Raw genomic sequence first — 13,151 nt, forward strand, 5'->3', positions numbered from 1 at the left:
TGTCAAATGAAATCTAATCGGAGATCGATATGAGAGTGAGCCGCGCACAGGCCGAGGAAAATCGGGAGACCGTGATCAACGTCGCCAGCCGTCTCTTTCGAGAGCACGGCTTCGATGGGATTGGCCTCAAGGATCTGATGAAGGGTGCCGGCCTTACACAAGGTGGGTTCTACAAGCAGTTCTCGTCGAAGGACGATCTTGCAGCTCAGGCCTCCAGGCGCGCGATGGAGAGCGCTACCCGCAGATGGTCGACGGCTGCAAGAAGCCCCAGTCCGCTTGAAGCAGTTATAGGTTTCTACCTCTCCGCGGGCCATCGTGGAGAAATGGCCGAAGGTTGCCCTGTGGTGGCGTTGGGATCAGACGCCGCCCGTCAAAGCGAAGAGGTAAGGCGTCCATTCGAGGATGGGATCCGGGCTCACTTCGAGGTGCTGGATGAACTGATGGGTGACGCCAGGAGTTCCAATCCCAGCGCCAAGTCGATGGCGATACTGTCGCTGATGGTGGGTGCCGTCACGCTATCCCGTATCATGGGGGATGAGAATTTGTCCCAAGGCATCCTCGACGCAGCCGCTGGCGAAGTCAGACGCATTGCACGCGGTGAAAGTGACGCCTGAAGAGCTGGCTGTCGCCCTGAAGCTTATCGGTGGATTCGATTATCCGGCCCAAACCACAAGGCCCGAGCTCTTCTGTAGACCGGATGTAGGGCAAACAACTGCATGCTTTGAGAACTGGTACCGGCTGCGTCGCCGGCCGCCAGTCTGGAGGCGTGCCTAATTTCAAAGAAACACAGGTGGAAAACCTATGCGCCGTATCGTTGTAACAGGAATGGGAGCTGTAAGCCCCCTTGGAGCGAATGTGGGTATCTCCTGGTCGCGCCTTCTTAAAGGTCAGAGCGGGATTCGGCGACTGGGTGACGATATCGTCGGGGATCTTCCGTCCAAGATAGGCGGAGTAGTCCCCTCAATCGCTGAAGATCCCGAAGGAGGCTTCGACCCGGACAGGGTGATGGCTTCGAAGGATCAACGCAAGGTCGACCGATTTATAATCTTCGCACTGGCGGCCGCTGAAGAGGCGCTCACCCAGGCGAGGTGGAAGCCAATTTCCAACGATGACCGGTTGCGTACCGCGACGATCATCGCTTCGGGCATCGGGGGTTTCCCTGCGATCACTGAAGCGGTCCGCACCGTCGATCAACGCGGTGCACGTCGTCTTTCGCCTTTCACCGTGCCGTCGTTTCTCGTCAACCTCGCCGCGGGACAAGCTTCGATTCGTTTCGGCTTCAAAGGTCCCATTGGCGCGCCAGTGACAGCGTGCGCGGCCGGTGTCCAGGCGATCGGTGATGCCGCGAGAATGATCCGGGCAAATGAAGCCGACATTGCCTTGTGCGGCGGGACGGAAGCCTGCATGAACATCGTCAGTCTCGGGGGTTTTGCTGCCGCGAGATCGCTGTCCACGGGCTTCAACGAGGCTCCCGTTCGTGCATCTCGTCCCTTTGATACGTCACGCGACGGTTTCGTCATGGGCGAAGGCGCCGGCATGCTGGTCATTGAAGCTTTAAGCCATGCGCTTGCTCGCGGCGCCACGCCGATCGCCGAACTCGTCGGATACGGCACGACGGCCGACGCCCACCATATCACCTCCGGTCCCGAGGACGGCAATGGTGCGCGCAGAGCCATGGAGATCGCCATTGCGCAGGCCGAAATAAACCCGCGTGAAATCGGCCATCTGAACGCGCACGCGACCTCGACACCGGTCGGCGATCTCGGCGAAATCAGGGCCATCAAGAGCGTTTTCGGTTCCAACAATGCCATTGCTGTCAGCGGGACGAAATCAGCGACAGGACATCTGCTTGGTGCGGCCGGTGGGCTGGAAGCAATCTTCACAATCATGGCACTCAGGAACCAGATCGCGCCGCCGACCCTGAACCTGAATGCTCCGGACACGGAAGCCGACGGTATCGATTTCGTCGCGCACGAAGCGCGGCGGGTAGAGATGAAATACGCGATCTCAAATGGCTTCGGCTTTGGCGGGGTCAATGCCAGCGCCGTATTCGGGCGCTGGCCGGAAGGGAGCATCGGCCGGTCACCCTTCGTTAGTTGATGCGAATTCTCGCCGCGATAATGATGTTAAGCCGCGTCGACGGGATCAAATGTAAGGACAGTTGCGCATGCTGAAACAGTTTTGAGATAAATGGCGGCATTGGCTCTTCTTGTCATCGATGACTTGCACGGAGATTATCTGACCCGGCTGGAGACGCGATTAGCCGGCTGGAAACTGTCGTAGCCGAACTGGCCGACTTCCATCCAAGGGGAGTTGACGAAAAGACGCCGGAGTGGCGAGTGATGGCATTTGCCAGCCATCGTCCACCTCGGTGTAACAGCAACGCGGGCGCGGGGCGGCTAGCGTACTGAACGCGTGCTGTAGTCAGCGCACTCAGTGCATGACAAACGGCGTGAACATTATGTTTCCCCCCAACCAGTTCTGCCAGTGCGTCTTCAAGTTCCTGAAGGTGTATGAGCGCCATCTTGAGCCGCGTGCTCCCTGCGTCGGTAAGCAGAAGTCTGCGTGCTCTACTATCTTTAGGATCCGCCGAACACGATCACCCAGTTCCGTCTCACCAGTGGTGTGAGGTTCGCTGCAATCGTGGAGGGGGCGCGAGGCCAAGCATTCGCGAGAGATCTGCTGCTCGTGGCGAGCCCGCGTCGGCAATTGCTGCGAGCATCGCCGTGGTGCCGGGTTTCGGGCGGTACAAGATCGAGCCGCTGGCCAATGGCGAAAAAATCGTCGAGCTAGCAATGACAAAGGGTCGAACAGCCTGATTTTTAAGCCAATTTGGCGCTTGACACTTTTTTAGGCGCTCCCTATGTTTTTTTGAACCAAATGGTAAAAAAAGGGGAGCTAATCAATGACCAAAGACATCTTGATTTCACGCCGTGCGGTGATCGCATCGGGCATTGCCCTGGGGGTCAGCTCGTTCGCGCCGCTGGCAAGAGCGGCCCCGATGAAGGTTGCGGGCATTCATGCCTCGCCGGTCGAGAACGCTTGGAATTCCTGTCTGCATAAAGCCTTGCAGGATGCAGCCAAGGAAGGTGTCATCGAATATGTTTTCTCCGAAGGAGTTTCCGGCACCGACTATCCGCGCGCCATGCGCGAATATGCCGAACAGGGCAACAAGTTGATCATCGGCGAGGCCTATGCCGTCGAAAAAGAAGCGCGGCAGGTGGCCGCCGACTATCCGGACACGGCTTTTGTGCTGGGTTCGAGCGGCGCTGAGGCCGGCGGCAATTTCGGCGTCTTCGGAACCTGGAACCATGACGGCGCCTATCTTGCCGGCATGCTGGCCGGCAAGATGACCAAATCCAATATCGTCGGTTCGGTAGGCGCGATTCCGATCCCCGAAGTCAACATGCTGATCAATGCCTTCGCGGAAGGCGTCAGGGCCGTCAATCCTGATGCAAAGCATCTGGTTTCTTTCATCGGCACCTTCTTCGATCCGCCGAAGGCCCGCGAAGCCGGCCTTGCCCAGATCGACGCCGGCGCCGACATTCTTTTCGGCGAGCGCATCGGCACAGCGGACGCTGCGAAGGAACGCGGCATCAAATCGGTGGGCTCGCTGATCGACTATACGCCGCGCTATCCGGACACCGTGTTCGCCAATGCCATGTGGTACTTCCGCCCGATCCTCAATGCGGCAATCGCCGATGTCGCAGCCGGAAAGCCGGTCGGCAAGAACTACACCCTTTATGGCCTGATGAAGGAAGGCGGCAGCGATATTGTCTTCGTCAAGGGGGTGGCACCGGCCGACGCCGAAGCTGCGATGGAAGCCAAGCGGGCGGAAATAAAGGCTGGCACCTTCGAAGTCCCGAAGATGATGGACGAGCCTAAGTAGTTCGACCGATGCGCCGTGACGCGACCGACCTGGCACAGGCGATCAGGAATGGCAGCCTGACCTCTGTCGAAGCGATGCAGGCCTCGCTTGCCTCGGCGGGAAACCATAAAGCCCTCGGAACTATTGCTCATCTCGACGAAGCGGTGGGCATGGCGTCGGCCGAAGCCATGGATCAAGAACGGCGCTCGGAGCCGGGCCGCTTTGCTTCCCGGCCGTTTGCCGGCGTGCCGACGCTGGCGAAGGATCTGGGCGGGCCTTTTGAAGGCTTGCCGGTAACGGCCGGGTCCCGTCTCTTCGAAAGAGCCGGCAGCGAGCCGGATTCGGATCTCGCCAGCCGCTTCCGCGAAGCGGGTTTCTGTCTGTTCGGGGTGACGACAAGCCCGGAATTCGGCCTTTCGCTGGCGAGCGAACCGGCGGCTGGGCCGATCTGCCGCAACCCGCTCGATCCGGCGCGCACGCCCGGCGGTTCCTCCGGCGGCGCCGCGGCGGCGGTCGCAGCCGGCATTGTAGCGATTGCCCACGCAACGGATGCCGGCGGTTCCATCCGCGTGCCTGCGGCGTGCTGCGGCCTTGTCGGCCTGAAGCCAAGCCGCGGCGCCATGCCCGCCGGCCCATCCTTCGGCAATCATCTCGGCGGCATCGCCAGCGAACTTGCCGTCTGTCGCTCGGTGCGCGATACAAAGCTGATTTTCGATAGGCTGCGTGGCAAGGCAAAGGGACCGTTCCCCGATCCGGAGACCGTGGCGGATAGAGGCGGCCGGTTGCGGGTCGGCCTGCTTTCAGAGACCGGCTCAAAATATCCGACGGATGGTCAGCGGCTCGAAGCAATCAAGGATGCTGCGCGCACGCTGGAGGCGGATGGACATCAGATCGTCTCGCTCGGCTGGGCCAAATTCGAGCAAAGCGTCGATGCCAGCGCTCGCGCGCTCGGCGACATCATCGCAGTCAATCTCGCTTCCTTCATCGATACGCTCGAACTCGATACTTCACGCGCAGAGCCTTTGACCCAGGCATTCATTGAACGCGGGCAAGCGCTCACGGGACAGACACTCTGGGCTTCGCTGAATGGCGCCGTGCACACCAGCCGCGCGCTTTGGATCATCTTCGACAGGGTCGATTGCCTTTTGATGCCGATGCTTACGAAGGCGCCCCTTGCGATCGGGTCATTTCCGTTCGATCATGGCGATACCGAGCTGCAGCTCGAGCGGATGGCTGCCTTTGCTCCACTTGCCTCTCTCGCCAATATTTCAGGATTTCCGGCCTTGACCCTGCCCTTTGGAACCGATGCGGACGGCTTGCCACTGCCGGTCCAGATCATGGCTCCGATGGGCCACGAGCCGCTTTTGCTGTCGCTCGCTGCACGATTGGAGGCCGAGGACCGCTGGCAGCATCGCTTTCCGGTGGCAGGGCTTGCAGCATGACAATTCCGGTTCTCGAAATCCAAGGCGTCAGCAAGCGCTTCGGCACCAATCTGGCCAATGACGACATCTCGCTGACGCTTGCCCAGGGCGAAATCGTAGCCCTGCTTGGCGAAAACGGCGCGGGAAAGACCACGCTCATGAGCATCCTCTTCGGTCATTATATGCCCGATGCCGGTCGGATTCTGATCGACGGTGCCGAACTCCCGCAGGGCAAGCCCCGCGCCGCGATCCGCGCCGGCGTCGGCATGGTCCACCAGCATTTCTCGCTGGCGCCCAATCTGACCGTTCTCGAAAACGTCATGACCGGTACGGAAAATCTCTGGTTCTGGCGTTCGGGCACATCGGCCGCGCGCAAAAAGCTTCTCGCCATATCTGAGCGCTTCGGCCTCAGGGTCGATCCGGACGCGCGTCTTGGAGACCTGTCGGTCGGCGAGCAGCAGCGCGTCGAGATACTCAAGGCGCTTTATAGCGACGCCCGCATCCTGATCCTGGATGAGCCAACGGCGGTACTGACCAATATCGAGGCCGAAAAGTTATTCACGACGCTGAAGGAAATGGCCCGCCAAGGCCTGTCGCTGATCTTCATCTCCCACAAGCTCGATGAGGTGATGGCTGCGGCCGACCGTATCGTCGTCTTGCGCAGCGGCAGGATGGTTGCCGAACGCAGGGCTTCAGAAACCAGCAAGGCCGAACTCGCCGAGCTGATGGTCGGCCGCCGCGTAATGCGGCCGGTACGCGAGCCATCGACGCCCGGCACGGTTGCGCTGGAGGCCGCCGATGTCACGGTGAAGATCGACGGCGTCGAGCGGCTGAAGGCCGTCAGCTTCCGTCTGCGCGAAGGCGAGATCCTCGGCATCATCGGTGTCTCGGGCAATGGCCAGGCGGCGCTGGCGCATCTTCTCTCCGGCACGATCTCGCGTTCATCCGGCGACCTCCTGCTTTTCGGGGAACCTATCGGCAATCTCGGCGTCGGCGATGTCGTCGATGCGGGCATTGGCCGCATCCCGGAAGACCGCAACGAGGAAGGCGTGATCGGCGAAATGGCGATCTGGGAAAATGCCGTGCTGGAGCGCATTTCCTCGCCGGCGTTTTCGCAACGTGGATTTGTGAACCGCAGGGCAGGCATGGCCTTCGCCAAGGAGATCATCGACCAGTTCGACGTCCGCGGCGGCAGCCCTGCAAGCCGCGCGCGGCTGCTTTCGGGCGGCAATATGCAAAAGCTTATCCTCGGGCGCAATCTGCATCGGCGCCCGCGCATCTTAATCGCCGCCCAGCCGGCGCGCGGCCTCGATGAAGGTGCGGTGGCAGCCGTACATGCGCGTCTTCTGGAGGCCCGCCGGCAAGGGACCGCTGTGCTTTTGATCTCGGAGGATTTGGACGAGGTGATCGCGCTTGCCGATCGCATCCAGGCGATCGTGGGCGGCAGGCTTTCGCCACCGGTCGAAGCGGACGTCGCGGATGCACGCGAACTCGGACTGATGATGGCCGGCGAATGGCAGCAATCCCCAGAGGCCGGTCATGCGGTTTGAGCGTCGCGAGCATCGTCCACTTTATCTCCTCGTCCTGACGCCGCTGCTCGCCGTGGTCGCAGCGCTGGCACTCTCCGGCATTTTGATCGCGATTGCCGGTGCACCGGTATTCGAGGCCTATTGGCGCATCCTGACGGGCGCCTTCGGCTCGCGGCTTTCGGCAACCGAGACATTGACGCGGGCCACGCCGCTGATGCTAACCGGGCTTGCCGCCGCCGTCGCCTTCCGGGCAAGACTCTGGAACATCGGCGCCGAAGGTCAGTTTTATCTCGGTGCCATCGCGGTTGCCGCAGCGAGTGCCAAGCTGTTTGGCAATCTCCCGGCTCCGGCTCTTATTCCCTTGCTGCTGCTTGTCGGTGCCGTTGCAGGCATGGTCCTGATCCTCATTCCGCTATGGCTGCGCCTGCGCTTTTCGGTCGATGAGGTCGTGACCAGTCTGCTCATGAACTTCGTCGCCCTGCTCTTCGTCTCGATGCTGATCGACGGGGTGCTCAAGGATCCGCTGGCTTTCGGCTGGCCGCAGTCGCAATCGGTCAGCGATCACGCCATGCTGCCGAAGCTGATTGCCCGCTCCCGCCTGCATATCGGCCTTGCGATCGCGATTGCGCTGGCGATCAGCGTCCATTTCATCCAATCGCGTACCGTGTTCGGCATGCAATCGCGCGCCGCCGGGCTCAATCCGGCCGGCGCTGTTTTCGCCGGCGTTCCGCTTGGCAGAACGCTGGTGAAGGTCGCCTGCCTGTCGGGTGGGCTTGCGGGTCTGGCGGGAGCGATCGAGGTCATGGGCGTCAAGGGTTATGTGACGACCGACCTGTCGCCCGGTTTCGGCTATTCCGGCATCGTTGTCGCGATGCTTGCCAACCTCAATCCACTCGGCGTCGTCTTCGCCGCCATTTTCACGGCTATGATGTTCGTGGGCGCGGATGGCATGAGCCGTGGTCTCGGCATCCCGACCTATATCGCCGATGTCACGGTGGCGCTGTCGCTGCTGACGATGCTGATCGCATTGTTCTTTACACAATACAGGATCCGGCGATGATGCAACTGTTCGACATCATCGCTTCCGCCGGGCTCTGGGCGGCAATCTTGCGGATCGCCACGCCGCTGATTTTTGGCACGCTCGGCGCACTGCTGTGTGAACGGGCTGGCGTGCTCAATCTCGGCATCGAAGGCATCATGACCATCGGCGCGATGATCGGCTGGCTTTCCGTCTATCACGGCGCCGATCTGTGGACCGGCCTGCTGATCGCTGCGGTGGTCGGCGGGGTCTTCGGCCTGCTGCATGCGGGCCTGACGGTATCGCTGGGCCTGTCCCAGCATGTCTCCGGTCTTGGCGTCACGCTGTTTGCCTCCAGCTTCAGCTATTATGTCTTTCGGCTGATCGTGCCGCTTGCCAATACCCCACCCACCGTCGTGCCGTTCCAGCCGATCGCCATTCCTGGCCTCTCGACGCTGCCCTTCATCGGGCCGGCCCTCTTCACGCAGACGGCGCCGACCTATCTCGCGATCGCCATTGCCCTGCTGATGGCCTACATCATCTTCCGCACACCCGTAGGGCTTGCGATCCGCATGACCGGCGAAAATCCGCATGCGGCGGAAGCACAGGGTGTCAATCCGATGAAGGTACGCTACGGCGCAGTGGTTGCTGGAAGCGCGCTGATGGGAATGGGCGGTGCCTTCCTGACGTTGTCGGCGTTCAACAGCTTCTTTCCCACCATGGTGCAGGGACGAGGCTGGATCTGCATCGCGCTCGTTGTCTTCGCCTCCTGGCGGCCGGGCCGCGCGCTGTTCGGTGCCCTGCTCTTTGCCTTTTTCGATGCCTTCCAGCTTCGGCTGCAAACCGCGCTGAGCGGGCTCGTGCCCTATCAGCTTTTTCTGATGACTCCCTATATTCTTTCCATCGCCGCGCTTGCCGTCATGGCCCGCCGTGCCCGCGTCCCGCAGGCGCTGATGCAACCCTATCGCCGCGGCGAACGTTGAAACCGCTCGCATCCAATGAGGCTCCGATGTTCGATCTGATCGTCAGAAATGCAAATCTCGCCGATGGCCGAACGAGCATCGATATCGGCATCCAGGGCGGCAGGATCATCGCTCTCGAGCGCAGTCTTCAGGCGCAAGCGGGCGAAGAAATCGACGCGACCGGCCGGCTGGTCAGTCCTCCTTTCGTCGACCCGCATTTCCACATGGACGCCACCCTGTCGCTCGGACTGCCGCGCATGAACGTATCCGGCACCCTGCTCGAGGGCATCGCGCTCTGGGGAGAGTTGCGCCCGATCGTGACGAGGGAGGAACTGGTCGATCGTGCGCTGCGCTATTGCGATCTGGCAGTGACGCAGGGGCTGCTCTTCATCCGCAGTCATGTCGATACTAGCGATCCCAGACTTGTTACCGTCGAGGCGATGATCGAGGTTCGCGAAAAGGTCGCGCCCTATATCGATCTGCAGCTGGTCGCCTTCCCCCAGGACGGCTATTACCGCTCGCCGGGCGCGATCGACGCGCTCAACCGTGCCCTCGACATGGGAGTCGATATCGTCGGCGGCATCCCCCACTTCGAACGGACGATGGGCGAAGGTACGGCTTCGGTCCAAGCGCTGTGCCGCATCGCCGCTAATCGCGGCCTGCCGGTCGACATGCATTGCGACGAAACCGACGATCCGCTCTCACGCCATATCGAGACGCTGGCCGCCGAAACCATCCGCTTCGGCCTGCAGGGACGCGTCGCCGGCTCGCATCTGACCTCGATGCACTCGATGGACAACTACTACGTCTCCAAGCTGATCCCGCTGATGGCGGAGGCGCAGATCAACGTGATCCCCAACCCCTTGATCAACATCATGCTGCAAGGCCGGCACGACACCTATCCGAAGCGCCGCGGCATGACCCGCGTGCGCGAATTGATGGATGCCGGCCTCAATGTCTCCTTCGGGCACGATTGCGTCATGGATCCCTGGTACTCGATGGGATCGGGCGACATGCTGGAGGTCGGCCACATGGCGATCCACGTCGCGCAGATGGCCGGCATCGAGGACAAGAAGAAGATCTTCCATGCGCTGACGGTCAACTCGGCAAAGACGATGGGCCTTGAGGGCTATGGCCTGGAAATCGGCTGCAACGCAGACCTCGTCATCCTCCAGGCGCAGGATGCGCTGGAAGCGCTGCGGCTGAAGCCGAACCGGCTCGCGGTCATCCGGCGCGGCAAGGTCATCGCCCGTTCGGCGCCGCGCATCGGCGAGCTTTTCCTCGATGGACGCCCTGCAAGGGTCGATGGCGGCCTGGATTACGCACCTCGCCATTGAGATGCTGGCCTGCACAATACAGAAGGCGCGCCTGTTGCCCCAGAGCAGGTCGTGCAATTGGCCTCAGCCACCGCTCCGTTACCTTGTCGCCCGGCCAGAGATTCGGTCCATGGGGGCGTCGATATCGAGCCTTGCATCACCGTCATCGGGTGGCGACGGGTGTGATTGCCCAGACTGGAGATGGACAGGAACGGACCGACTCGCGGAAGTGGTTCGGGACCTCCTGAAGCATCGGGCTGGCAAGATGACAGCCGGAGATGTGGTGCTGCTTACGACCGAGCTCGAAATCGGTCGAACAACAGTACCGTCTTATCAAGCTGTTTCGGGCCGGTGGGACGTCATGTCGCTGGCGTAACGCTAACACATTCATCCGAGATCGCCGCCTTGAGGCGGAGTTGAACCGGCAACTACCTCTTTACGAGGTCCCCTATGGCGCGAAAGCAAAACCCTACCACCCCAGCCGGGCTGATATCTTGCTTGCAGCATCTCTCAGCAGAACAATGTAGCGATCAACATCGCTCTTTTGCGTACGGAATGCAGGAGCACCTACATTCACCGCCGCGATCACCGACCCGTCGAACGCCAGAACCGGCACGGAGACGGAAACCAGTTGCTCGCTCACTTCGCCGTAGCTCACACAAAATCCCTGGCGGCGGATCTTTTCCAATTCGGCGATCAGCTTGTTGCGATCCGTGATCGTGCGCTTGGTCAGACGCGGCAAGGCTTCCGGGATCATTTGCAACTGCACCTGGGGATGGAGAAACGCGAGGAGGACCTTGTACGAGCCGGCAGTCAGGGGCCGTCGGCGACCGATCATCGCCTGAACGCGCAGATCTCGCATCGGCTCGAACTTGGCGATGCACAGGGATTCCCCATTGTCGATGATACGCAGTTGGGTCGTTTCGTTCGCCTTCTGGCCGACCTCTTCCAAAATCGGATTGGCGATGCGAACCAGATCGACCTGCGTCGATGCAGCAGTCCCGAGCACGATTGCTGTCGTGCCCAAGCGATAGGTGCCCGTTTCGCTCTTCCTGACGAGGCCCCGCCGTTCCATTGTGCGTAACATCCGCAATATTCTTGGCTTGGTCTCCCCTATATTCTGCGCAATCTCCGTCAGCCTGACATCCGGATTCTTGGCGACGTTCAACAGGACGTCGATGCAGACATCAACGGCTTGTACTATATCACTTTTTGCCGTAGATCCGTCGTCCATCGAGCCTCTATTCCTTCCAAACTTCGGGCGCCATAGAGGCTCAAAATCCTCATTACGTCTACCGTAACACGCTCGTTTTCCATTTGACAGTCCCCTTTCACGCCCTTTACCAATTTGGGCCAAGAGTGGACGGGAACCCACTCATTCCGACCGATACGGGGGTCGGCATCAAACAGTAACTGGGATTGGAACGATGACCGCAAAGACATTGAAGCGTGCAGCGATTACGCTGTTCGGCATGATTGCTGCTCCTGCCATGGTCGCTGCGCAGGAGACGCCGTTGACGATCGGCATGTCGACCACGCCGACGACACTCGATCCCCATGAGGATAGCTCCGCACCCAACAATGCAACCTCCCGGCACATCTGGGATAGCCTGATCAACCTCACAGGCACGTCGGCAAACAAGCCGGAACTAGCAATCGAGTGGAAGACTGTCGATCCGACGCATTGGGAGTTCAAGCTGCGCGAAGGTGTCAAATTCCATGACGGCAGCGAGTTCAACGCCGACGACGTCATCGCGTCGCTTCTGCGTGCCCGCGACAAGTCGAGCCAAGGCTTTGCCTCCTATACCCGCAACATTGCGAACGTGACGGCCAAGGATCCCTATACCGTCGTCGTCGAAACAAAGGTTCCAGATCCGATCCTCCTCAATTCCGTCAGCCGAATTCGCATCATCAGCGCCGACTGCAAGGATGCGCCGGTCCAGGACTTCGACAACGGAAAGTGTGCGATCGGAACGGGCGCTTATTCGTTCGTTTCCTATTCCCCGGGCAGCAATCTCATGCTGAAGCGCAATGACAGCTACTTCGCCGGCCCTTCGCATTGGTCAAATGTGACACTGCGCTTCCTGCCCGATGACGGCGCGCGTCTGGCATCGCTTCTCTCCAACGAGATTGACATTATCGAAACCCTTCCTGCCGATGGGATGGCTCGCGTGGAAGCGACCAAAGACCTGCAGATCATCAGCGGCCAGTCCTCCCGCTTCGTTTACCTTGGCCTGGATGTCGGCCGTGATGTCTCGCCTTTCGTGAAAGCTGCGGATGGTTCCGATCTCGACAAGAACCCGCTCAAGGATGAACGAGTGCGCCGCGCGATGCTGATGTCGATCAACCGACCTGCGATCGTCGACCGCGTTATGCAGAAGAACGGGACGGTCGCCGCCCAGTTCGTGGCCGAGGATTATGCGGGCAATTCCAAGAAGGTCGAGAAAGTGAGCTACGATGCTGCCGCAGCCAAGGCGATACTGGCCGAAGCCGGTTACCCTGACGGCTTCAGCCTGACCCTGCATGGCCCGTCCGGCCGTTATGTCAAGGACGCCGAAGTACTGCAGGCCGTCGGTCAGATGTTCACGCGCATCGGGATCAAGTCGAAAGTCGAGGTCCTGCCTTGGGCGATGTATTCGGAAGCTTATTCAAAAGGCACCTATAGCACCTATCTCGGCTCCTGGGGTGTGAACACCGGTGAAACCACCAATCCCACAGTCGCGCTCGTTGCGACGCGCGATGAGAAAAAGGGAACCGGCCGATATAATGGCGGCGGCGTGTCTGATCCCAGGATCGACGAGGTGCTGGCCAAGGCGAGCTCTACGCTCGACGACGCCGAACGCGCTCCCCTTCTCGAGGAACTGTCGGCCCTAACTTTTAACAACCTCTGGCTCCTCCCGATGCATTTCGAAAACGTCGTGCTGGGAGCGAAGAAGTCCGTGTCCTATACGCCGCGTGGCGACAAATATACGCTCGCTTACGAAGTGAAGCCGGCGAACTAAAAGTCCCAGCAGCATGGGCTGCAACACAGCAGCCC

At 60.6% G+C, this 13,151-nt stretch carries 10 protein-coding genes; 9 read left to right on the top strand and 1 reads right to left on the bottom strand.

Translation table 11 applies throughout. The annotated features are described in order from the left end of the window. Nucleotides 1-29: 29 nt before the first annotated feature. The 8 genes from BLP23_RS10645 to BLP23_RS10680 all read left to right on the top strand — a co-directional run bounded on the left by BLP23_RS10645 (nt 30) and on the right by BLP23_RS10680 (nt 10,135). Complete coding sequence (locus BLP23_RS10645) at nt 30-614, top strand: TetR/AcrR family transcriptional regulator (RefSeq protein WP_092584824.1); 585 nt, start codon at nt 30-32, stop codon at nt 612-614. A 187-nt stretch (nt 615-801) separates the two neighbouring features. Beyond that, nucleotides 802-2,100, top strand: a complete 1,299-nt coding sequence (fabF, locus tag BLP23_RS10650) for a beta-ketoacyl-ACP synthase II (RefSeq protein ID WP_092584825.1) — start codon at nt 802-804, stop codon at nt 2,098-2,100. Nucleotides 2,101-2,905: 805 nt separating this feature from the next. Then, the gene (locus BLP23_RS10655; RefSeq protein WP_092584826.1) at nt 2,906-3,889 is read left to right on the top strand and encodes a BMP family protein; all 984 of its coding nucleotides are present in this window, start codon (nt 2,906-2,908) and stop codon (nt 3,887-3,889) included. 8 nt (nt 3,890-3,897) lie between these two features. Then, nucleotides 3,898-5,310: an amidase gene (locus BLP23_RS10660; protein WP_092584827.1), complete on the top strand. Its 1,413-nt coding sequence runs from the start codon at nt 3,898-3,900 to the stop codon at nt 5,308-5,310. Continuing rightward, the gene (locus BLP23_RS10665; protein WP_092584828.1) at nt 5,307-6,839 is read left to right on the top strand and encodes an ABC transporter ATP-binding protein; all 1,533 of its coding nucleotides are present in this window, start codon (nt 5,307-5,309) and stop codon (nt 6,837-6,839) included. The genes BLP23_RS10660 and BLP23_RS10665 overlap by 4 nt, the downstream gene beginning before the upstream one ends. Continuing rightward, a complete protein-coding gene (locus BLP23_RS10670; RefSeq protein WP_092584829.1) occupies nt 6,829-7,878 on the top strand; it encodes an ABC transporter permease in 1,050 nt (349 codons plus the stop codon). The genes BLP23_RS10665 and BLP23_RS10670 overlap by 11 nt, the downstream gene beginning before the upstream one ends. After that, the gene (locus tag BLP23_RS10675; RefSeq protein WP_092584830.1) at nt 7,875-8,819 is read left to right on the top strand and encodes an ABC transporter permease; all 945 of its coding nucleotides are present in this window, start codon (nt 7,875-7,877) and stop codon (nt 8,817-8,819) included. Before BLP23_RS10670 ends, BLP23_RS10675 begins: the two co-directional genes overlap by 4 nt. Nucleotides 8,820-8,845: 26 nt before the next feature. After that, a complete protein-coding gene (locus tag BLP23_RS10680) occupies nt 8,846-10,135 on the top strand; it encodes an amidohydrolase family protein (protein ID WP_092584831.1) in 1,290 nt (429 codons plus the stop codon). Between the two features lie 448 nt (nt 10,136-10,583). On the opposite strand, the gene BLP23_RS10690 is transcribed toward BLP23_RS10680, so the two are convergent. Further along, nucleotides 10,584-11,348, bottom strand: a complete 765-nt coding sequence (locus BLP23_RS10690; RefSeq protein WP_092584832.1) for an IclR family transcriptional regulator — start codon at nt 11,346-11,348, stop codon at nt 10,584-10,586. Between the two features lie 193 nt (nt 11,349-11,541). On the opposite strand from BLP23_RS10690, the gene BLP23_RS10695 reads away from it, so the two are divergent. Continuing rightward, nucleotides 11,542-13,116 (top strand): ABC transporter substrate-binding protein, encoded by a 1,575-nt coding sequence (locus tag BLP23_RS10695; protein WP_092584833.1) that lies wholly within the window; start codon nt 11,542-11,544, stop codon nt 13,114-13,116. The last annotated feature ends 35 nt before the right edge of the window (nt 13,117-13,151 follow it).

This window comes from Rhizobium mongolense subsp. loessense (assembly GCF_900099775.1).
Classification (GTDB): domain Bacteria; phylum Pseudomonadota; class Alphaproteobacteria; order Rhizobiales; family Rhizobiaceae; genus Rhizobium; species Rhizobium loessense.

Bases quoted from the DNA above. Each gene is read 5' to 3' on its own strand.
- BLP23_RS10645 (WP_092584824.1), top strand. From the start codon at position 30: ATGAGAGTGAGCCGCGCACAGGCCGAGGAAAATCGGGAGACCGTGATC.
- fabF (WP_092584825.1), top strand. From the start codon at position 802: ATGCGCCGTATCGTTGTAACAGGAATGGGAGCTGTAAGCCCCCTTGGA.
- BLP23_RS10655 (WP_092584826.1), top strand. From the start codon at position 2,906: ATGACCAAAGACATCTTGATTTCACGCCGTGCGGTGATCGCATCGGGC.
- BLP23_RS10660 (WP_092584827.1), top strand. From the start codon at position 3,898: ATGCGCCGTGACGCGACCGACCTGGCACAGGCGATCAGGAATGGCAGC.
- BLP23_RS10665 (WP_092584828.1), top strand. From the start codon at position 5,307: ATGACAATTCCGGTTCTCGAAATCCAAGGCGTCAGCAAGCGCTTCGGC.
- BLP23_RS10670 (WP_092584829.1), top strand. From the start codon at position 6,829: ATGCGGTTTGAGCGTCGCGAGCATCGTCCACTTTATCTCCTCGTCCTG.
- BLP23_RS10675 (WP_092584830.1), top strand. From the start codon at position 7,875: ATGATGCAACTGTTCGACATCATCGCTTCCGCCGGGCTCTGGGCGGCA.
- BLP23_RS10680 (WP_092584831.1), top strand. From the start codon at position 8,846: ATGTTCGATCTGATCGTCAGAAATGCAAATCTCGCCGATGGCCGAACG.
- BLP23_RS10690 (WP_092584832.1), bottom strand. From the start codon at position 11,348: ATGGACGACGGATCTACGGCAAAAAGTGATATAGTACAAGCCGTTGAT.
- BLP23_RS10695 (WP_092584833.1), top strand. From the start codon at position 11,542: ATGACCGCAAAGACATTGAAGCGTGCAGCGATTACGCTGTTCGGCATG.